Origin of the sequence: Geodermatophilus sabuli (assembly GCF_900215145.1) — a bacterium.
Taxonomy (GTDB): domain Bacteria; phylum Actinomycetota; class Actinomycetes; order Mycobacteriales; family Geodermatophilaceae; genus Geodermatophilus; species Geodermatophilus sabuli.
Genome location: NZ_OBDO01000005.1, coordinates 134,407 through 152,101 on the forward strand (window position 1 = coordinate 134,407; position 17,695 = coordinate 152,101).

Annotated in this window: 21 protein-coding genes and 1 riboswitch; of the genes, 10 read left to right on the top strand and 11 right to left on the bottom strand. The window is 76.8% G+C overall.

The window, feature by feature from the left end:
• Positions 1-31: 31 nt before the first annotated feature.
• Positions 32-158: riboswitch (cobalamin riboswitch) on the bottom strand.
• A gap of 181 nt (positions 159-339) precedes the next feature.
• From CRP39_RS12915 to CRP39_RS12925, 3 genes are all read left to right on the top strand, one after another.
• Positions 340-1,416 carry an AbrB family transcriptional regulator gene (locus tag CRP39_RS12915; RefSeq protein ID WP_097206794.1) on the top strand — a complete coding sequence of 359 codons (1,077 nt, stop codon included), beginning with the start codon at positions 340-342 and terminating at the stop codon, positions 1,414-1,416.
• A gap of 57 nt (positions 1,417-1,473) precedes the next feature.
• On the top strand, positions 1,474-2,526 hold the full coding sequence (locus tag CRP39_RS12920; protein ID WP_245853826.1) for an LLM class flavin-dependent oxidoreductase: 1,053 nt from the start codon (positions 1,474-1,476) through the stop codon (positions 2,524-2,526).
• Between the two features lie 64 nt (positions 2,527-2,590).
• On the top strand, positions 2,591-2,842 hold the full coding sequence (locus tag CRP39_RS12925; protein ID WP_216359723.1) for a hypothetical protein: 252 nt from the start codon (positions 2,591-2,593) through the stop codon (positions 2,840-2,842).
• A 1-nt stretch (position 2,843) separates the two neighbouring features.
• Here the strand turns inward: CRP39_RS12925 and CRP39_RS12930 are convergent, their stop codons facing one another.
• Both CRP39_RS12930 and CRP39_RS12935 read right to left on the bottom strand, forming a co-directional pair.
• Entirely contained in the window at positions 2,844-3,575 is a 732-nt protein-coding gene (locus CRP39_RS12930) for a class I SAM-dependent methyltransferase (protein WP_097206796.1), read from the bottom strand.
• 49 nt (positions 3,576-3,624) lie between these two features.
• The gene (locus CRP39_RS12935; protein WP_216359724.1) at positions 3,625-4,212 is read right to left on the bottom strand and encodes a type II toxin-antitoxin system PemK/MazF family toxin; all 588 of its coding nucleotides are present in this window, start codon (positions 4,210-4,212) and stop codon (positions 3,625-3,627) included.
• Between the two features lie 188 nt (positions 4,213-4,400).
• On the opposite strand from CRP39_RS12935, the gene CRP39_RS12940 reads away from it, so the two are divergent.
• The gene (locus CRP39_RS12940; protein ID WP_097206797.1) at positions 4,401-4,598 is read left to right on the top strand and encodes a hypothetical protein; all 198 of its coding nucleotides are present in this window, start codon (positions 4,401-4,403) and stop codon (positions 4,596-4,598) included.
• Here the strand turns inward: CRP39_RS12940 and CRP39_RS12945 are convergent.
• On the bottom strand, positions 4,595-5,020 hold the full coding sequence (locus tag CRP39_RS12945; protein WP_097206798.1) for a VOC family protein: 426 nt from the start codon (positions 5,018-5,020) through the stop codon (positions 4,595-4,597). The genes CRP39_RS12940 and CRP39_RS12945 overlap by 4 nt on opposite strands.
• Before the next feature lie 30 nt (positions 5,021-5,050).
• A complete protein-coding gene (locus CRP39_RS12950) occupies positions 5,051-5,641 on the bottom strand; it encodes an MSMEG_1061 family FMN-dependent PPOX-type flavoprotein (protein WP_097206799.1) in 591 nt (196 codons plus the stop codon).
• A 33-nt stretch (positions 5,642-5,674) separates the two neighbouring features.
• Here CRP39_RS12950 and CRP39_RS12955 point away from each other — a divergent pair, with 33 nt between their 5' ends.
• Entirely contained in the window at positions 5,675-6,076 is a 402-nt protein-coding gene (locus tag CRP39_RS12955) for an acyl-CoA thioesterase (RefSeq protein ID WP_097206800.1), read from the top strand.
• A gap of 8 nt (positions 6,077-6,084) precedes the next feature.
• Here the strand turns inward: CRP39_RS12955 and CRP39_RS12960 are convergent, their stop codons facing one another.
• The 5 genes from CRP39_RS12960 to CRP39_RS12980 form a co-directional block, all read right to left on the bottom strand.
• A complete protein-coding gene (locus CRP39_RS12960) occupies positions 6,085-7,581 on the bottom strand; it encodes a cobyric acid synthase (protein WP_097206801.1) in 1,497 nt (498 codons plus the stop codon).
• Positions 7,578-8,243 carry a lysophospholipid acyltransferase family protein gene (locus tag CRP39_RS12965; RefSeq protein WP_097207013.1) on the bottom strand — a complete coding sequence of 222 codons (666 nt, stop codon included), beginning with the start codon at positions 8,241-8,243 and terminating at the stop codon, positions 7,578-7,580. Before CRP39_RS12965 ends, CRP39_RS12960 begins: the two co-directional genes overlap by 4 nt.
• Before the next feature lie 98 nt (positions 8,244-8,341).
• Complete coding sequence (locus CRP39_RS12970; RefSeq protein WP_097206802.1) at positions 8,342-9,106, bottom strand: PAS and ANTAR domain-containing protein; 765 nt, start codon at positions 9,104-9,106, stop codon at positions 8,342-8,344.
• Between the two features lie 212 nt (positions 9,107-9,318).
• On the bottom strand, positions 9,319-10,767 hold the full coding sequence (yczR, locus tag CRP39_RS12975; RefSeq protein ID WP_097207014.1) for a MocR-like transcription factor YczR: 1,449 nt from the start codon (positions 10,765-10,767) through the stop codon (positions 9,319-9,321).
• A 249-nt stretch (positions 10,768-11,016) separates the two neighbouring features.
• Positions 11,017-11,997, bottom strand: a complete 981-nt coding sequence (locus tag CRP39_RS12980; RefSeq protein ID WP_216359725.1) for a cobalamin biosynthesis protein — start codon at positions 11,995-11,997, stop codon at positions 11,017-11,019.
• 45 nt (positions 11,998-12,042) lie between these two features.
• Between CRP39_RS12980 and def the strand changes: the two genes are divergently transcribed.
• From def to cobM, 3 genes are read left to right on the top strand one after another with little or no spacing between them, the layout of a single operon-like run.
• Entirely contained in the window at positions 12,043-12,600 is a 558-nt protein-coding gene (gene def / locus CRP39_RS12985; RefSeq protein ID WP_097206803.1) for a peptide deformylase, read from the top strand.
• Positions 12,597-13,823 carry a precorrin-6y C5,15-methyltransferase (decarboxylating) subunit CbiE gene (gene cbiE / locus CRP39_RS12990; protein ID WP_097206804.1) on the top strand — a complete coding sequence of 409 codons (1,227 nt, stop codon included), beginning with the start codon at positions 12,597-12,599 and terminating at the stop codon, positions 13,821-13,823. The genes def and cbiE overlap by 4 nt, the downstream gene beginning before the upstream one ends.
• The gene (gene cobM / locus CRP39_RS12995) at positions 13,820-14,560 is read left to right on the top strand and encodes a precorrin-4 C(11)-methyltransferase (RefSeq protein ID WP_097206805.1); all 741 of its coding nucleotides are present in this window, start codon (positions 13,820-13,822) and stop codon (positions 14,558-14,560) included. The genes cbiE and cobM overlap by 4 nt, the downstream gene beginning before the upstream one ends.
• A gap of 43 nt (positions 14,561-14,603) precedes the next feature.
• On the opposite strand, the gene CRP39_RS13000 is transcribed toward cobM, so the two are convergent.
• The gene (locus tag CRP39_RS13000; RefSeq protein ID WP_097206806.1) at positions 14,604-15,695 is read right to left on the bottom strand and encodes a cobalt-precorrin-5B (C(1))-methyltransferase; all 1,092 of its coding nucleotides are present in this window, start codon (positions 15,693-15,695) and stop codon (positions 14,604-14,606) included.
• A 103-nt stretch (positions 15,696-15,798) separates the two neighbouring features.
• Between CRP39_RS13000 and CRP39_RS13005 the strand changes: the two genes are divergently transcribed.
• Positions 15,799-16,524 (top strand): cobalt-precorrin-6A reductase, encoded by a 726-nt coding sequence (locus tag CRP39_RS13005; RefSeq protein ID WP_172442428.1) that lies wholly within the window; start codon positions 15,799-15,801, stop codon positions 16,522-16,524.
• A 3-nt stretch (positions 16,525-16,527) separates the two neighbouring features.
• On the opposite strand, the gene CRP39_RS13010 is transcribed toward CRP39_RS13005, so the two are convergent.
• On the bottom strand, positions 16,528-16,920 hold the full coding sequence (locus CRP39_RS13010; RefSeq protein ID WP_097206807.1) for a hypothetical protein: 393 nt from the start codon (positions 16,918-16,920) through the stop codon (positions 16,528-16,530).
• Between the two features lie 96 nt (positions 16,921-17,016).
• On the opposite strand from CRP39_RS13010, the gene CRP39_RS13015 reads away from it, so the two are divergent.
• Positions 17,017-17,667 (top strand): HAD hydrolase-like protein, encoded by a 651-nt coding sequence (locus CRP39_RS13015; protein WP_097206808.1) that lies wholly within the window; start codon positions 17,017-17,019, stop codon positions 17,665-17,667.
• Positions 17,668-17,695 lie beyond the last annotated feature (28 nt).

The window sequence follows — 17,695 nt, forward strand, 5'->3', positions numbered from 1 at the left end:
CACGCCCGGAGGTGGCAGGGACGACGGCGGGAGTCTCCTGGCTGCCGGATCGTCGTCCGCCCCCGACCTTCCCGTCCCCGGGGGGACAGTGGCCGAGCGTGGGGGCGGACTCCCCGGTCACAGTGGCGGGACCGCGCCGGAATCTCACCGGGCTTCCTCCACTGCCGTCGCGTGTGGCGGCGTCATCAGACCACGACCGGTCGGCGCGCCGACAGCCCCGTGTCTCGTGACGGACCGGGAGGTGACGGCTGTGCAGCGCGGTCGTCCACCCGCCCCCCCGGCTGGGTGCCCCGGCACCCCCTCCCCGGCCCGGGAGCGCCGCCCGGCAGAGTGACGCGCGTGGGTGGGACCGGGCGGGTCGCGTGGCTGGTGGACGCGGCCCTCGTCCTCGCCGGCGCGCTCGCGGCCACCGTCGTCTTCGACGCCCTGGACCTGCCGTCGGCCTCGCTGTTCGGGGGCCTGCTCGCCGGCCTGGTCCGCGGCCTGACGGTCCCCCGCCGGCTCGTCGTCCCCCGGCCGGCCACGACGGCCGCGCAGGCCCTGATCGGGGTCTCCGTCGGCGCGCTCGTCGACGTGGACACCCTCGCGGCGATCGGGGAGGACTGGCTGCCGGTCCTGGTCGTCGTCCTCGGCACCCTGGCGCTCACCGTGCTGGCCGGCCTCCTGATGCGGTTGCAGCCGGGGATAAGCCCCGTGACCGGCGCCTTCGCGATGATCGCCGGGGGCGCGTCGGGGATCACCGCGATGTCCCGGGAGCTGGGGGCCGACGACCGGATGGTGGCGGTCCTGCAGTACCTGCGGGTGCTGATCATCGTCGTGCTCATGCCGGTGGCCGCCACGGTGGTGTTCGGTGCCGCGCCCGGGTCGGGCGGGACCCTCGCCGAGGGCGGCGGCCCCGGCTGGCCGGCCGGGTTGCTGTTCTCGGTGGTCTGCGTGGTCGTGGGCCTGCCGCTGGCCAGGCTGCTGCGGATCCCGGTGCCGGCGCTGCTCGGCCCGATGCTGGTCGCCGCCGGGCTGGACCTCAGCGGGCTGTCCGGCGGCGCGCAGGTGCCCGCGGCGCTGGAGCTCGGGGCGTTCCTGGTCATCGGCCTGATGGTCGGCCTGAACTTCACCCGCGCCAGCCTGCGCACCATCGGGCGGGCGCTGCCGCTGGCGCTGGTGATCATCCTCGGCCTCATCGCCGCCTGCGCCGGCCTCGGCGCGGTGCTCACCGTCACGACCGGCGCCAGCGCGCTCGATGCCTACCTCGCCACGACCCCCGGCGGGCTGTACGCGGTGCTGGCCACCGCCCGCGACGGCGGCGCGGACGCCACCTTCGTGCTCGCCGTCCAGGTGCTGCGGCTGTTCGTGATGCTGCTGTCGGCGCCGCTGCTGGCCCGGTGGCTGCGCCGGGCCGGCCCCGGCGAGGCCGCCTGAGGGAATGCCCGCCCCGCGGCAGCTGGTTGTGCGTTCAACTGACGGCGGTGAACGGGAGTGGCAGTGGAGCTCGGGGTCTACACGTTCGGCGACGTCCTCCGGGACCCGCGCACCGGGACGACGATCAGCCCCGAACAGCGGCTGGCCCACCTGCTGGAGGAGGTCGAGCTCGCCGACCAGGTCGGGCTCGACGTGTTCGGCATCGGCGAGCACCACCGGCCCGACTACGCGGTCAGCTCCCCGGCGACCGTGCTCGCCGCGGCCGCCGTCCGGACGTCGCGCATCCGGCTGAGCAGCGCGGTCACCGTCCTGTCCTCGGAGGACCCGGTGCGGGTGTTCCAGCAGTACGCCACGGTCGACCTGCTCTCGCACGGCCGGGCGGAGGTCATGGCGGGGCGCGGCTCGTTCATCGAGTCCTTCCCGCTGTTCGGGTACGGCCTCGACGACTACGACGAGCTGTTCGCCGAGAAGCTCGACCTGCTGCTGCGGCTGCGTGACTCCCCGCGGGTGACCTGGTCCGGCCGGCACCGCCCCGCGCTGGCCGACCAGCCGGTCTTCCCCCGACCGGTGCAGGACCCGCTCCCGGTGTGGGTGGCCGTCGGCGGCAACCCGCAGTCCGTCGTCCGCGCCGGGGCGCTGGGGCTGCCGCTGGCGCTGGCGATCATCGGCGGCGAGCCGGCCCGCTTCGCGCCGCTGGCCCAGCTGCACCGCCGGGCGGCCGCGCAGTACGGGCACGGCCCGCTGCCGGTCTCGATCAACTCGCACGGGTTCGTCGCCGACACCTCGCAGGCCGCGGCGGACAGCTTCTACGGCACCTACGCCGAGGTCATGACCCAGCTGGGCCGCGAGCGCGGCTGGGGTCCGATGACCCGCCCGGACTTCGACGCGCTCGCCGGCCTGCACGGCGCGGTCGTCGTCGGCAGTCCGGAGCAGGTGGCCGAGAAGATCCTGTTCCAGCACGAGCTGTTCGGGCACGACCGCTTCCTCATGCAGTCCTCGCTCGGCGCCGCGCCGCACCGGGAGGTGCTGCGCTCCATCGAGCTGCTGGGCACCGAGGTCGCCCCGATCGTGCGGGCGGAGCTCACCTCCCGCGCACGGACGTCGGCCTGATCACCCGTCCAGGGAGCGGCCTCCCCGCCGCGACGCGCCTACCCTGGCCCGGGGCGTCAGGGAGGTGAGGGAGCTGTCCGAGGAGACGACGAGCGCGGAGGACGCCGTGCTGCTGTTCGTGGGTGGCCCGCTGGACGGGCGGGTCGAGGTCCGTGAGGCGCGGCACGGTGAGCCGCTGCCGACCATCACCCACGTGCACCTCCACGGCGGTCCCAAGGTGGTGCACCGCTACGACCTGACGACGCTGCGCGGCTCGGCCGGCGTCTACACCGTGCGGCCGCGACAGTCGGTCCGCGACGAGTCCGTCGCCGACTGACTCACCGGCGCCGCAGCACGAACCCCGCGTAGCCGTACTCGTCGGCGTGCGCGCGGCGCAGGTCGACCTCGCGGCGGGCTCCGGCCAGCACCGCCGCCGTCTCCGTGTCGGGGTCGGGCCAGGCGTCGATGGCCGCCTCCAGCGGGCCGTGGTACTCGTCTGCCCAGTCGGAGTCGGGCAGCAGGTGCGTGGCGAGGACGTCGTAGCCGGCGGCCCGGGCCGCGGCGACGGTGGCCGGGACGTCGCGCATCGCCGGGTACGCCGCCCAGAACTCCGCGACCCCGGGTGACGGCGTGCCCGTCGTCCACACCGCGTCGGTGAGCACCAGGACCCCGCCGGGGCGGAGCAGCCGCCGCCAGGCGCCCATCGCCGCGTCGACGCCCATCAGGTAGGCGGCGCCCTCGCACCAGAGCAGGTCGAAGACCCCGTCGGGGTGGGGGAGCGCGCTCATCGACGCCCGCTCGACGGCGACGCGCCCGCTCAGGCCGGCGTCGGCGGCCGCGCGCCGGGCCCGTCGCAGGAACGGCTCGTGCAGGTCGACGGCGGTCACCCGCGCGCCGGCCGCGGCCAGGACCAGGGACGCCCGCCCCGGACCGCAGCCGACGTCGAGGACCCGCGGCTCCTCGGGCAGCCGGCCGGCGAGGCCGAGCAGGGTACGGGTGGTCAGGTCGGACCCCACGCCCTCACGCGGCAGGTCACGGTGCAGCGCCCAGAAGACCTCGACGGCGTCCATCCCGGCGAGCGTGCCCGGCGACCGGGGGCGCGGTCGACCGATTTCCGGCTCAGCCGCGGTGCAGTGCGCGGACCGCGGCGACGGCCTCGTCGAACGGGCGCCGGCCGAGCGCGGCGCCGATCCGGCGGGCGGCGCCGGAGGGGACCAGTAGCAGCCGGTCCAGCCGCGCCTCGCTGGGGCGGCTCTGGGGGTCCCAGGCCCCGGAGCCGACGTCGATCCACCGCCGGCCGAACCGGGCCTCGTCCGCAGCGTCCCGGTCGTGGTCCTGGCTGGAGAGCATCAGGCCGACGAGGTCGGGCCCCCGGCGGCCGATGACCAGCACCGGGCGGTCCTTGCCGCGGCCGTCGCCCTCGTCGAAGGGCACCCACGCCCACACCACCTCGCCGGGGTCGGGCAGCGCGTCGTCCCGCGGGGCGTAGCCGAGCTCGACGTCGGCGAGGGTCCCCGGGAGGTCGCGCACGCCGGTCTGCGCTGGTGCGGCGTCGACGGTGCGGTGGGCCTGCCGGACCGTGGACCGGCCGTCGCCGCCGGCCGGACGGGGTGTCCGCGCAGCCGGCCGCAAGGCCGCCCGGACGGCCGGTCCCAGCACCGACCGCAGCCCCGCGGACAGCCGCCGGCCGAACCCCGATCCCGTCATGCCCGGCACGGTACGGAACCCCGCACCGGGGCCGGCGGGTGACCGCAGGAGCGGCGTTCGTGCACCTCACCTGTCACGTGTGACACATCGACACCAATCGGTCACGAGGAGGGTTCGGCCTGCCGACACGGGGGCACCATGGCGTCACGGGGCGGGTCAGGGGGCTCCTCCGATGAGAGGAGGCCGCGATGACCTCGGCCGAACCTGTTCCGCCGGCCGCGCCACGGGCACGGGAGGTGAAGGCGAGCGTGCTGGCCGCCTTCCAGCTGGTGGAGGACGCCCGCTACCTCGGCACCGACCGGCGCTCCCGGCGCGGTCACCGGCGCTACCTCGTCGAGCGCACCGTGGCCTACCGCAAGCTCGCCCGGGACCTGCGCGCCAGTTAGGCGACGCAGAACTCGTTGCCCTCCGGGTCAGCGAGCGTCGCCCACGTGAACGGCCCCTGGGACTCCCGGTAGAGCTCGGTGGCGCCCATGCCCACCAGCCGCGCCACCTCGGCCTCCCGCCGCTCGTCGCCCACGTGCAGGTCCAGGTGCACCCGGTTCTTGACCGTCTTGCCCTCCGGTACCCGCTGGAACAGCACTCGTGGCCGCCCGGGGTCCGGCGAGTTCAGCGCGGCCCCGACGCGCCAGACCAGCGCGCCCCGGTGGGTGGTGGTGTCCGCCTCGCTCGCCGCCCCGGACTCCACCAGGCCGCGGATGAACGCCTCGTCCTGCGCCTCCACCTGCCAGCCGAGGGCCTCTGCCCACCAGTCGGCCAGCCCGTGCGGGTCGGCGCTGTCGATCACGATCTGGACGTCGGTCGCCATGGGCGCACCGTAGGGCCCCCACCGACGGACTCAGAGCTCCTGGGCCAGCCCCTCCCGCATGACCGCGTCGTCCGGCAACGGCGTGGTGAGCCGGCAGTGGTCACCGAAGACCACGCGCATGGGGGCGAACGCCGAGCGCTCCACCTGGCGGGCCGGGTCCCAGAGGCCCGAGCGCATGATCGACTTGGCGCACTGGAAGTAGGCCCGCGTCACCGAGACCACGAGCACCGAGCGCGGGGCGCGGCCGAACTCCGTGAGGTCCACCTCGAGCTCCTCCGACGCGGCGATCTCCGCGGTGCCGTAGACGCGCAGCACCTCCTCGATGCCCGGCACCAGGAACATCAGCGCCGCCCGCGGGTTGGCCGCCACGTTGTGCAGGCTGTCCACCCGGTTGTTGCCCGGCCGGTCGGGCAGCGCCAGCCGGTGCTCGTCGAGCACCTTCACGAAGCCCGCGTCACCGCCGCGCGGCGACACGTCCGGCCAGCCGTCGGCGGAGGCGGTGGACAGCGTCGCGAACGGGGAGAGCTCGATGAAGGCCCGGCAGTGGCGGTCGAGGTGGTCGATCACCTTGTCCTGCACCAACTGGGAGGGATCGCGGTAGCGGTCCAGCACGCCGTCCATGGCCGAACGGTAACCCGGCTACCGTTCCGGCCCGTGACGGCACGGTGGAGCGCCCCGGTCCGGTACGTCGAGTGCGACCAGCAGGGCGTGGTCTTCAACGCCCACTACCTGACCTGGGCCGACGAGGCGTCCAACGCCTGGTGGGCGGCGGCCGGCCTGTCGTGGGAGGAGCTGACCGAGCGCTCCGTCGACCCGCTGGTCAAGGCCAGCACGCTGGAGTGGTCGTCGTCGGCCCGCTGGGGCGACACCGTCACCGTGGACGCCGAGACCGAGACGGTCGGCCGCACCAGCGCGACCGCGCGGTTCACCGTGCGGGTGGGCGAGCGGGTCTGCTGCGTCGTCCGCACCACGTACGTGTGCGTGACCGACGGCGCGCCGGCGCCCTGGCCGGACGACGTCCGGGAGCGGCTCGTCGGGCAGCAGCCGCCCGGCTGACCGCCCGCTCAGACCCCCGCGCCGGGCGGCAGCACCGGCAGGCCCTCGGACGGGCCGTCCTCGACCAGCCGCCACAGCGCCGCGGTGTCGGCGTGCTCGGCGACCAGGTCGCCCAGGGCGTCCAGGCGCCGCTCGCGGACGGCGGCGAAGTCGGTGTCCGGGGCCGCGACGAACCGGCGGCCGGCGACCCGGGCGACCTCGGTCAGGAACGCCCGGCGGAACCCGTCGTTCTCCAGGGCGCCGTGCCAGGTGGTGCCCCACACCGATCCGCGCCGGGCGCCGTCCAGGAACGGCTCGGCGTCGTCGTCGACGGTGACCACGCCGTGGTGGATCTCGTAGGCGTGCACCGGCTGCCCGAACGCCGTCCCGGCCGGGCGGGCGAGGGTCTTCTCGCGGGCGAACCGGACGTCGGCCGGCAGCAGCCCCAGCCCGGGCACGGTGCCGGCCCGCGACTCGACGTCGTCGGTGATCGTGCGGGCCAGCATCTGGTGCCCGCCGCAGATGCCCAGGACGGGCCGGCCGCCGGCGGCCCGGCGGGAGACCTCGTCGGCCAGCCCCGTCTCCCGCAGCCACCGCAGGTCGGCCACGGTGGACCGGGTGCCCGGCAGCACGACCAGGTCGGCGTCGGCCAGCTCGCCCGGGGTGGTGGCGTACCGGACCAGCACGCCGGGCTCGGCGGCCAGGGCGTCGAGGTCGGTGGAGTTGGACAGCCGCGGCAGCCGGACGGCGGCCACGCGCAGCACCTCCTCGCCGTGCGGCGGGCCCGCGGACGGGCGTGCCGTCCCCAGCCCCAGGGAGTCCTCCACGTCCAGGTCCAGCCCCGGCAGCCAGGGCAGCACGCCCAGCGTCGGGCGTCCGGTCAGCGTGGTGAGGGCCTCCAGGCCGGGGCGCAGCAGTCGGACGTCGCCCCGGAACTTGTTCACCAGGAACCCGGCGACCAGCCGCTGGTCGGCCGGCGGCATGAGCGCCACCGTCCCGTAGAGGGCGGGGAAGACCCCGCCGCGGTCGATGTCGCCGACGACCACCACCGGCAGCCGCGCGGCGGTGGCCAGCCCCATGTTGGCGATGTCGTCGGCCCGGAGGTTGATCTCGGTGGGGGAGCCGGCGCCCTCGCAGACGACGACGTCGAAGCGGGCGCGCAGGTCGGCCAGGCTGCTGAGCACCTGCTCCAGCAGCGCCGCCTTCATCGGCCGGTAGGACAGCGCGCTGACCTCTGCCACCGGCCGGCCGAGGACGACGACCTGGCTGGAGTCCTCCCCGCCGGGCTTGAGCAGCACCGGGTTCATCGCCGCCTCCGGTGGCACGCGGGCGGCGGCGGCCTGCACCACCTGGGCCCGGCCGATCTCCGCGCCGTCGGGGGTGACCACGGAGTTGTTGCTCATGTTCTGCGCCTTGAACGGGGCCACCGAGACCCCCTGGCGCACCAGCCAGCGGCAGATCCCCGCGGTGACGACCGACTTGCCGGCGTCCGACGTCGTCCCGGCGACCAGCAGCGCGCCGTTCACACCGTCTCGCGGGGGGCGCCCCAGCCGGCCTTCTCCTGGCCCGACAGCTCGGCGATCGCCTCCATGATCTGGTCGGTGACGGTCCGCCGCGCCCGGCCGTTGCCGGCCATCCCCCGGTACTCGGGGAAGCTGAGCGGCTTCCCGAAGGTGACCGACACCTTGTGCGGCCGGGGCCAGCGGGAGCCGACCGGCTGCACCCGGTCCGTGCCGGCCACCGCGACCGGGACGACGGGGCAGTCGGCGGTCAGCGCCAGCCAGGCCACCCCGGTCTTGCCCCGCGCCAGCCGGCCGTCGCGGGAGCGGGTGCCCTCGGGGTAGATGCCGAAGCCGCCGCCCTGACGGAGGACGCCGAGGGCGGTGTCCAGCGCCTCCTGCGCGGCCCGGTGCGTCTGCCGCTGCACGGGCAGGGCCCCGAGCGCGGTGAACAGCGTCTTCGTCAGCCAGCCGCCCACGCCGGACCCGGTGAAGTACTCGGCCTTCGCCAGGTAGCCGACGCGGCGCGGGGCGGAGAGGGGGATGACCATGCTGTCGATGAACGACAGGTGGTTGCTGGCCAGGATGAAGGCGCCGGTGGGCGGGACGTTTCCACGGCCGGTCACGTGCGTGCGCAGCACGATCCGGAACAGCGGGCGCAGCAGGAACCGGACGACGAGGTAGAGCACGCCGCGCTTCCCCTCTCGGCTCGGGGGGCCGCCGGCGGCCGCCGGCGACAGCGGCATTCTCCCGCGCGCCCCGGGGCCGACTGCCCCAGGGCCCGGGGTCAGTGCATGCGGGGGTTCGGGGGGCAGACGTCGCGGATCAGACTGCGGATGTCGTCGGGCAGCGAGGACCGGCCGGCCGCCGACTCGGTGATGGCCACGGCGACCTCGCGCACCTTCCGGTGGGAGTTGCTCGAGATGTGCGCCAGCACGTCGAAGGCCACCTGGTCGCCGCAGCCGGTGAGCAGCATGACGATCCCCTTGGCCTGCTCGATCGCCGCCCGGCTGGCCATCGCGGTGCGCAGCTGGGCCACCTCGGTCGCCAGCTCGTGCACGCGGTCGCCGTCCCCCGCCGCGCCGGACGGCGGCTGCGCGGGGTCGGCGGGCAGTTCCACGAGCAGGCCCTCCAGGGCCTGCACGGTGCCGCAGGGGTCGAGCACCGGCTCGCCGACGAGGACGCCGGGACGTTCGGTGCCGCCCCGGCCGCGCAGCCGGACCGGGACGGAGAACGGTGCGCCGCCGGTGCAGGCGGCGGCGATCGCCGCGAGCACGCGCGGGCGGTCGCCGGGGTGCATCGAACGCGCCAGCAGCTCGGTGCAGGGGTGCGCGCCGCCGGGCGGGCAGCCGAGCAGGTGGGTCATCTCCGCGGACCAGGTCCAGGTCCCGCTGCACCGGTCGTAGCGGAACCGCCCGGCCAGCCGCCGGGCGGTCGCGACCGGCCGCGACGCCGGGGGGTGGGGGCGAGGCGCCATCGACGGTCCGGACCGGGCGGGTGCCGGGCGGACGGGGGAGACCGGGGAGACGGTGGGGGACGGCGTCACTGTCATGTCGACTCCGCAGGGGTGTCGCCGGAGGAGAGTCCGGGTGTGCGCCGACGGCCGTTGCTTCGACCACCGCGGTGAACCGGCGACTCCGGTCACCGGGCGCTCCGATGGGGGGACGGTACGGCCCCGTGGCGGGACATGCACGCCGGGCGACGGTCCGTCCGCGTGCCACAGCGCGTCGCCACCGGCTGTCGGTCGTCGGCGCCCCGGAGCGGTCAGACGACGGTCAGCGGGCGCGCCGGGAACCCCCCGGCGGGGGCGGGAGGCAGGTCGGCGTGCACCCGGGCCAGGAGCTGGACGGCCGTCCGCAACCGGTCAGGGGGCAGCGTGAACGGCAGCCGGAGACGGTCGTCGAACGCGTGGCCGGTGCCGAAGGCGCGGCCCTCGGCGAGCACCAGGCCGTGCGGAGCGGCCGCCGCGGTCAGGGCGGCGGAGCTCGTGCCGGGTGGCAGCCGGCACCACGCCGACAGCCCGCCGGCCGGCCGGGGCACCGTCCAGTCGGGGAGGGCGCGGGCGAGCTCGGCGAGCAGCACCTCGCGGCGTCCGCGCAGCACCTCGCGGCGCTGCTCGAGGATGCCGTCCAGGTCCCGGACCAGGACGGCGGCGGCGAGCTGGTCGACCACCCCGACGGACAGCTGACGGCGGCCCAGCGTCGCGCCGAGCTGGGCGGCGAGCGCGGCGTCGGTGCGCAGCCAGCCGATCCGCAGGCCGCCCCAGACGGCCTTCGACAGCCCGCCGACGGTGACCGTGGCGGCGTCCGGCAGCCCGGCGGCGTACGGCGGCAGCGGGCCGTCGTCCAGGTGCAGGTCGGCGGTGACCTCGTCGACGACGGTCAGGACGCCGTGCTGCCAGAGGGTCGCGGCCAGCCGGCGCCGCCCGGCGGCCGACAGCCGCGCCCCCGTGGGGTTGGAGAAGTCGGGCATGAGGAACGCCATCCGCGGGCTGCTCTGCCGGGCCACCAGCGCGGCCGACCCGACCAGGGCGTCGGCGTCGGCCGCGTCGACCGGGGCGGGGACGCAGCGCCCACCGGCGGCGGCCACCATGCCCAGGGCGCCCGGGTAGGTGGGGTGCTCCACGAGCACGCGGTCGCCCGGCTGGAGCAGCGCCTCGAACACGATCGAGGTCGCGTCGCCGGTGCCGGCGGTGACCACCACCTGGTCGGGCTCGGTGGGCAGGCCGCGGGCGGTGAACCGGTCCGCGATCGCCGACCGCAGCTCCGGCAGGCCGCTGGGCACGTACCCGTGCCCGGTCGCGTACGCGGGCAGGGCGGCCAGCGCCTGCTCGTAGGCGGGCAGTACCTGGGGCACCGCCTCGGGTGCGGCGTGCGCGAGGTCGAGGAGCCCGGGATCGGTGCTCGGCGCCTGCCAGGCGCTGCTCGCGGTGGGCAGCTCGGTCACGGTGCCGGAGCCGTGGCGGGTGGCCGCGAACCCCTCCGCCCGCAGCTGCCGGTAGGCCGACGCGACGGTGACCCGGCTGGCCCCGAGCTCGGCGGCCAGCTCGCGTTCGGCGGGCAGCCGGCTGCCGCTGGGCAGCGCCCCGGTGGTGACGAGCTCCCGGACGCGGCGGGCGAGGGCGGCGTAGCGGGGCCCGGGGAGCGCCTCGACCGGTCCGACCAGGGTGGCCAGCTCGCGGGCCGAAGTGGACTGGTCTGAGCGCGGTGGCATGCAGGCCACCATGCCGCAGTGGACCGCTTTGAGCGAGACCTCTTGCTGCCACTCTTCGGACATGACCTCAGGTGGTGTCGTCGTCCTGTTCGTCCTGCTGGGGATCACCGCGCTGTCGGTGACCACCCTCGGCATCGCCGTCCGCGGGGGCCGCGGCCCGGCCGACCCGCCGGCCAGCCACGCCCGGGTGGACCCGGGCGGGTTCCCCGTCCTGTCCGAGCCGCGCGGCCTGTTGCCGCGGCACCCGCCTCAGCCGCGGCATCCGCGCGGCCCGCGGCGCAGCCGGCCGCTCGCGGCGAGGGCCGCGGCCGCGATCCAGACGGCGCGGGAGAGGCGCACCGCGCGGCCGACGTCGCCGGGTGCCGGCGCCCGGCCGCTGCCGAGCACCGACCGGTCCTCGACCCGGCTGCCGTAGACGTTCCGGCCGCCCAGCCGCAGCCCCAGCGCCCCGGCCAGTGCCGCCTCGCACCGGCCGGCGTTGGGGCTCGGGTGGGCGGCCCCGTCACGGCGCCAGGCCGCCCGGGCGCCGCGGGCGGAGCCGCCCACCAGCGGGGCCGCCAGCACGGTGAGCGCGGCGGTGGCCCGGGCCGGCAGCCAGTTGGCGACGTCGTCGGCGCGGGCGGCGGCCCAGCCGAAGTGCAGGTACCGCGGGGAGCGGTGGCCGACCATCGCGTCGAGGGTGTTGACGGCGCGGTACCCGAGCAGCCCGGGCAGGCCGGCGATCGCGCCCCAGACCAGCGGGGCGACGGCGGCGTCGGAGGTGTTCTCCGCGACCGACTCCACGGTGGCCCGGGTCAGGTCGGCGCCGTCCAGGCCGGCGGGGTCGCGGCCGGCCAGCGTGGGCAGCAGTGCGCGGGCCGCCGGCAGGTCCCCGGCGTCGAGGGTCGTGGCCATCGCCGTCGCGGCCCGGCCGAGCGAGGTGCCGCCCAGGACCGTCCACGTGACGACGGCGGTGGTGAGCGCGCGGGCCACCGGGCGGCCGCGGGTGGCCCGGTCCAGGCCCACGCCGAGGAGGGTGGCCGCACCGGTCAGGGCCGCCGCGTACCCGGCGCCGGCCGGGCGGGAGTCCCGCCAGACCCACTGCTCCAGGGCGGTCGCGGTGCCACCGAAGCCGGCGACCGGATGCCACCGCCGCGGATCGGCCAGCAGCAGGTCGGCCGCGGCGCCCAGCACCAGCCCCACGGCGGTGGGCACGTCGGGCGTGGGCGGCCGGGGCCGGGGTGGGGGCACGGAGGCATCGTGCCAACCGGGACGGCGTCCCTAGGATCGGCGGTCATGCGCCTGCCCGGCCGGTACTCCGGCACAGCCCGGCCGATCGTCACCTACGGCACCGACCCGGTGCTGCACCGCTCGTGCGCGCCGGTGACCGAGTTCGGCAAGGGGCTGCGCCACCTCGTCCTCGACATGTTCGCCTCGATGGAGGCCGCCGACGGGGTGGGCCTGGCGGCCAACCAGATCGGGGTCGACGCGCGGGTGTTCGTCATCGACTGCCCCGACGCCGACGGGGAGGACGTCGTCGGCTATGTGGTCAACCCGGAGCTGACCGTCCTCGAGCCGCGGGAGGGCGAGCCGGCCCAGGAGGTCACTGACGAGGGCTGCCTGTCGGTGCCGGGGCCCTACGCCGAGCTGCCGCGCGCCTTCCGGGCCCGGGTGGACGGCGTGGACGCGGCCGGGCAGCCGGTGTCGATCGAGGCCACCGGCATGGCCGCCCGCTGCCTGCAGCACGAGGTGGACCACCTCGACGGGACCGTCTACGTCGACCTGCTCCCGGAGGAGCACCGCGAGCGGCTGCTGGCGGAGGCGGCGGGCCCCGGCGGCGAGCTGCCGGCGTGAGTGGTCGCGCCCCCGAGGGGTGGAGCGTCACCGTCGTCGGGGTCGGCGCCGACGGCTGGGACGGCCTCCCGCCCCGGTCGCGGCGGGCGGTCGAGGACGCCGACGTGCTCCGGGGCAGTGCCCGGCAGCTGGCGATCGTCCCCGACGACGTCCGGGCCGAGCGGCTCCCGTGGCCCTCGCCGATGGCGCCGGCACTGGCCACCCTGCCGGAGGCGCACCCGGGACGACGGGTGGTGGTCCTGGCCAGCGGGGACCCGATGCTCTCCGGCGTCGGGACCTCCCTGGTCCGGTTGTTCGGCCCGGACGCCGTCGCGGTGCTGCCGCACCCGTCATCGGTGACGCTCGCCTGTGCCCGGCTGGGCTGGGCGGTCGAGGAGACCGCGGTGGTCTCCGTCGTCGGCCGGCCGGTGGAGCTGCTGGCGCCGCACGTCACCCCCGGCCGCCGGCTGCTGGTGCTCGGCTCGGACGCCCGGGCGCCGGCGGCGGTGGCGCAGCGGCTGGCCGGCTGGGGCTACGGCGCCAGCCGGCTGACCGCGCTGGCGTGCCTGGGCGGACCGGACGAGCGACGGTTCACCGGCACCGCGGCCGGCTGGCCGCACGCCGAGACCGACCCGCTGGTGCTCACCGCCGTCGAGGTGGTCGCCGACGCCGGCACCGAGCCGTGGCCGACCACCCCGGGGTTGCCCGACGCGGCGTACGCGCACGACGGCCAGCTGACCAAGCGCGACGTCCGGGCGGTCACCCTCGCGCGGCTGGTCCCGCTGCCCGGCCAGCTCCTGTGGGACGTCGGGGCCGGCGCCGGCTCCATCGGCATCGAGTGGATGCGGGTGCACCCCACGTGCCGCGCCGTGGCGGTCGAGTCGCACCCCGGGCGGGCCGGGCGGATCGGGCACAACGCCGCCCGGCTCGGCGTCCCGGACCTGCGGGTGGTCCCGGGGCGGGCACCCGAGGCCCTGGCCGGGCTGCCGCGGCCGGACGCCGTCTTCGTGGGGGGCGGGGCCACCGGAGCCGGGGTGCTGGACGCGTGCTGGGCGGCCCTCGGCCCCGGTGGGCGGCTGGTAGTCACCGCCGTCACGGTGGAGAGCGAGGCGCTGCTGGCGCAGTGGCGGGCCCGGGTGGGCGGCTCGCTGACGCGGCTGTCGGTCGCGCACGCCGAGCCGGTGGGGTCGTTCACCGGCTGGCGGCCGGCGATGCCGGTGACGATCTGGTCGGTGACGCGATGACCGTGTTCTTCATCGGGGCCGGCCCGGGCGCGGCCGACCTGGTCACCCTCCGCGCCGCGCGGGTCATCGCCGCCGCGCCGGTCTGCCTCTACGCCGGGGCGCTGGTGCCCCGCGAGCTGCTGGCCACCGCCCCGCCCGGCGCCCGGCTGGTCGACACCGCCGACCTCGACCTCGACCGGATCACCGCCGAGCTGGTCGGCGCGCACGAGGCCGGCCTCGACGTCGCGCGGCTGCACTCCGGCGACCCGTCGGTCTACAGCGCGATGGCCGAGCAGATGCGCCGGCTCGACGCCGCGGGCGTGCCCTACGAGGTGGTCCCGGGGGTGCCGGCGTTCGCGGCGGCGGCCGCGGCGCTCAAGCGGGAACTCACGGTGCCGGGCGTGGGGCAGACCGTGGTGCTCACACGCACCAGCGCGCGGTCGACGCCGATGCCGCCGGGGGAGGAGCTGGCCGCCTATGCCGCGACCGGGGCGACGCTGGTCCTGCACCTGGCCGTGCAGCGGATCGCCGAGCTCGCGCCGCAGCTGGCCGGGCACTACGGCGCGGACGGCCCGGTCGCCGTCGTCGCGCGGGCCAGCCGGGACGACGAGCTGGTGCTGCGCGGCACCCTGGCCGACATCGCCGGCCAGGTCGCGGCGGCCGGGGTGACGCGGACGGCGGTCGTGATCGTGGGCCCGGTGCTGACCGCCGCCCAGTTCCCCGACAGCCACCTCTACTCGACGACGCGCCCCCGATGAGCGGAGTGGGCCCGTGCGGGTGACGCCGACGGATCCACTCCGTTCAGGAACGGCCGACGATCGTCCCCGCCCGGTCGATGACCACCACGTCGACCTCCACCGGGGCGCCGCGCAGCACGCCGAGCGCGGTCTGCCGGGCCCCGGCCGCGACGAGGTCGCCCAGCGGGAGCCCGACGGCGGTGCACTGCTGCAGGGCGTCGAGGGCGGTGTTCGCCGTCCGCACGCCCTCGACCAGCTCGGGGGGACCGCCGGCGTCCCGCACCCGCGCGGCGAGCGACTCCGTCGACACCTGGGACCGGCCGGAGTGCAGGTCCAGGTGGCCGTCGGCGAGCTTGGCGAGCTTGCCGATGCCGCCGGCGACGGTCAGCCGTGGCACCGGGTGGCGGCGCAGGTACTTGAGGACGGCGCCGGCGAAGTCGCCCATGTCGAGCAGCGCGTCCTCGGGCAGCCCGTACAGCTCGGTGACCACCCGCTCGCTGGTGGAGCCGGTGCACCCCGCGACGTGCCGGTGCCCGGCGGCCCGGGCGACGTCGATGCCGCGGCGGATCGAGTCGATCCACGACGAGCACGAGTACGGGACGACGACGCCGGTGGTGCCGAGGACGGACAGCCCGCCGAGGATGCCCAGCCGCGGGTTCCAGGTCCTCCGGGCCAGCTCCTCGCCGTGCTCGACGGCCACCTCCACCACGACGTCCCCCGTGCCCCCGTGCCGGGCGGCGACCGCGGCCACGTGCTCCCGGATGAACAGCCGCGGCATCGGGTTGATCGCGGGTTCGCCGACCGGCAGCGGCAGGCCCGGCTTGGTCACCGTGCCGACGCCGGGGCCCGCCCGGAACACCACCCCGCTGCCCGGCTCGCCGGCCGTGACCCGCGCGGAGACCAGCGCGCCGTGGGTGACGTCGGGGTCGTCGCCGGCGTCCTTGACGATGCCGACGGTCGCGGCGCCGTCCTCCAGCAGCTCGCGGGCCAGCGCGAACGAGGGGTGCCGGTCGTTCGGGAGGTCGATCGCCACCGGGTCGGGGAACTCGCCGGTGAGCAGCGCGGTGTACGCGGCCGTGGCGGCGGCGGTGGCGCAGGCGCCGGTGGTCCAGCCGTAGCGCAGCCCCGAGCTGGGCTCCCGTCCGGCCTGCGTCACCGGATCAGCATGCACGGGGCGGCACCGTGACCGAGCAGGCGAGGTCACGCAGAGGCAGAGCACCCACGGGCACGTGTCCGACGAGCGTCAGCGAGGAGGGCACGTGAACGGCCGGGTGCTGGTGCTGGGTGGGACGGGCGAGGCCCGGCGGCTGGCCGAGCGGCTGGTCGCCGAGGGCGTCGACGTGCTCAGCTCGCTGGCCGGGCGGCTGGCCGACCCGCGGCTGCCGGCGGGGGAGGTGCGGATCGGCGGCTTCGGCGGTCCGGAGGGGCTGGCCGCGGCCCTGGACGGCGTCGCCGCGCTGGTCGACGCGACCCACCCGTTCGCCGCCACGATGACCGCGCACGCCGTGGCGGCCGCCGCCGCGACCGGCACCCCGCTCCTGCGCCTGCAGCGCCCCGGCTGGACCGCGCAGCCCGGTGACGACTGGCGGTGGGTGGACTCCCTGGAGGCGGCCGCGGCGGCCGGAGCCGGTTACCGGTCGGTCTTCCTCACCACGGGCCGGCAGGGGCTGGCCGCCTTCGCGGAGCTCACCGGCCGCTGCCTGGTCCGCGCGGTCGAGCCGCCGTCCCCGCCCCTGCCGCAGCGGGTGACCGTGGTGCTCGCGCGTGGCCCCTTTCCCGTGGAGGCGGAACTCGCCCTGATGCGCGAGCACGAGGTGGAGGTCGTCGTCACCAAGGACAGCGGCGGCGGGATGACCGCGGCCAAGCTGACCGCGGCCCGCGAGCTGGGCCTGCCGGTGGTCGTCGTCCGCCGGCCGCCGGTGCCGCCGGGCGTGCCCGTGGTGGCGACGGTGGAGGCGGCGCTGGCCTGGCTGCGCGCGCGGTGACGCTCAGACGTCGGCGGGCCAGAACGACCAGGCGGTGACCCAGATGATGCCGATGGTCACGACCAGGGCGACCGGGACGTGCGCGGCGATCTCGCCGTGGCTGCCCAGCCACGCCTGCAGGAAGGCGAGCAGGAAGGTGACGCCGCTCAGCGCTGCCGGCCACCGCACGCGGGTGCGGCGACCGTGCAGCACGGTCGCCAGGAGGAGGAGGCCGGTGGCCACGTGCAGGGCGATCGCCCCCGCCCCGTGCCCGCCCGTGCCGGCTCCGCCGGTCATCACCTGGCCGGCGGAGAAGAACTGCCAGAGCAGCACGAGCACCGACAGCGCGGCCGCGGCCTGCACCGGCCGGAGCGTCGACGTGGGCGTGGCGACGGCGGGCTCACGGGTCCGGGTCATCAGGTCCTCCGGTGGTCGGGCACGGACGGGGCGGGTGCTTGAAGATTGCAGCACTCGCTCCCGGGGGGCACCACCCCCCGGACCTGGGGGTTCTCTGTGAGTCGCCTGGTCCTGTTCGACCTCGACGGCACGCTGGTCGGCTCCTCGCCGGGCATCCACGCCTCGGTGCGGGCCGCGGCGGCCGCGCTCGGGCTGCCCGAGCCGACGCCCGCTCAGCTGCGGGGGATGGTCGGGCCGCCGCTCCAGGACGGCTTCGCCCTCGTGCTGGGCGTGCCGCCGGCCGACGTCCCCCGGGCGGTGGCCGCCTACCGGGCGCACTACGCCGCCGGTGCGCTGCTGGACGTGACCGTCCACGCCGGCATCCCGGAACTGCTGGCGGAGCTGACCGCCCGCGGCGCGACGCTGGCCGTGGCGACCAGCAAACCGGAACCGTTCGCCGTCCGGGTGCTGGAGCACACCGGGTTGCTGCCGGCGTTCGCGGGCGTGCACGGAGCCACCCTCGACGGCGCCGTCCGGCACAAGGACCAGGTGGTCGCCGCCGCGCTGGCCGCCCACCCCGGTGGCCGGGACCCGGTGCTGGTCGGCGACCGGGCGCACGACGTGCTCGGCGCCGCGGCGCACGGGCTGCCCTGCATCGGGGCCGGCTGGGGGGCGGCCGAGGCCGGTGAGCTCGAGGACGCCGGCGCGGCCGTCGTGGTGGCCACCCCGGCGGAGGTGCTCCCGGTGCTGGACCGGAAGATGGGCTGACCGGCCGGCGGACTCCACACACGGTGTC

Bases quoted from the DNA above. Each gene is read 5' to 3' on its own strand.
- CRP39_RS12930 (WP_097206796.1), bottom strand. From the start codon at position 3,575: ATGGACGCCGTCGAGGTCTTCTGGGCGCTGCACCGTGACCTGCCGCGT.
- CRP39_RS12935 (WP_216359724.1), bottom strand. From the start codon at position 4,212: ATGACGGGATCGGGGTTCGGCCGGCGGCTGTCCGCGGGGCTGCGGTCG.
- CRP39_RS12940 (WP_097206797.1), top strand. From the start codon at position 4,401: ATGACCTCGGCCGAACCTGTTCCGCCGGCCGCGCCACGGGCACGGGAG.
- CRP39_RS12945 (WP_097206798.1), bottom strand. From the start codon at position 5,020: ATGGCGACCGACGTCCAGATCGTGATCGACAGCGCCGACCCGCACGGG.
- CRP39_RS12950 (WP_097206799.1), bottom strand. From the start codon at position 5,641: ATGGACGGCGTGCTGGACCGCTACCGCGATCCCTCCCAGTTGGTGCAG.
- CRP39_RS12970 (WP_097206802.1), bottom strand. From the start codon at position 9,106: ATGACAGTGACGCCGTCCCCCACCGTCTCCCCGGTCTCCCCCGTCCGC.
- yczR (WP_097207014.1), bottom strand. From the start codon at position 10,767: ATGCCACCGCGCTCAGACCAGTCCACTTCGGCCCGCGAGCTGGCCACC.
- def (WP_097206803.1), top strand. From the start codon at position 12,043: ATGCGCCTGCCCGGCCGGTACTCCGGCACAGCCCGGCCGATCGTCACC.
- cobM (WP_097206805.1), top strand. From the start codon at position 13,820: ATGACCGTGTTCTTCATCGGGGCCGGCCCGGGCGCGGCCGACCTGGTC.
- CRP39_RS13010 (WP_097206807.1), bottom strand. From the start codon at position 16,920: ATGACCCGGACCCGTGAGCCCGCCGTCGCCACGCCCACGTCGACGCTC.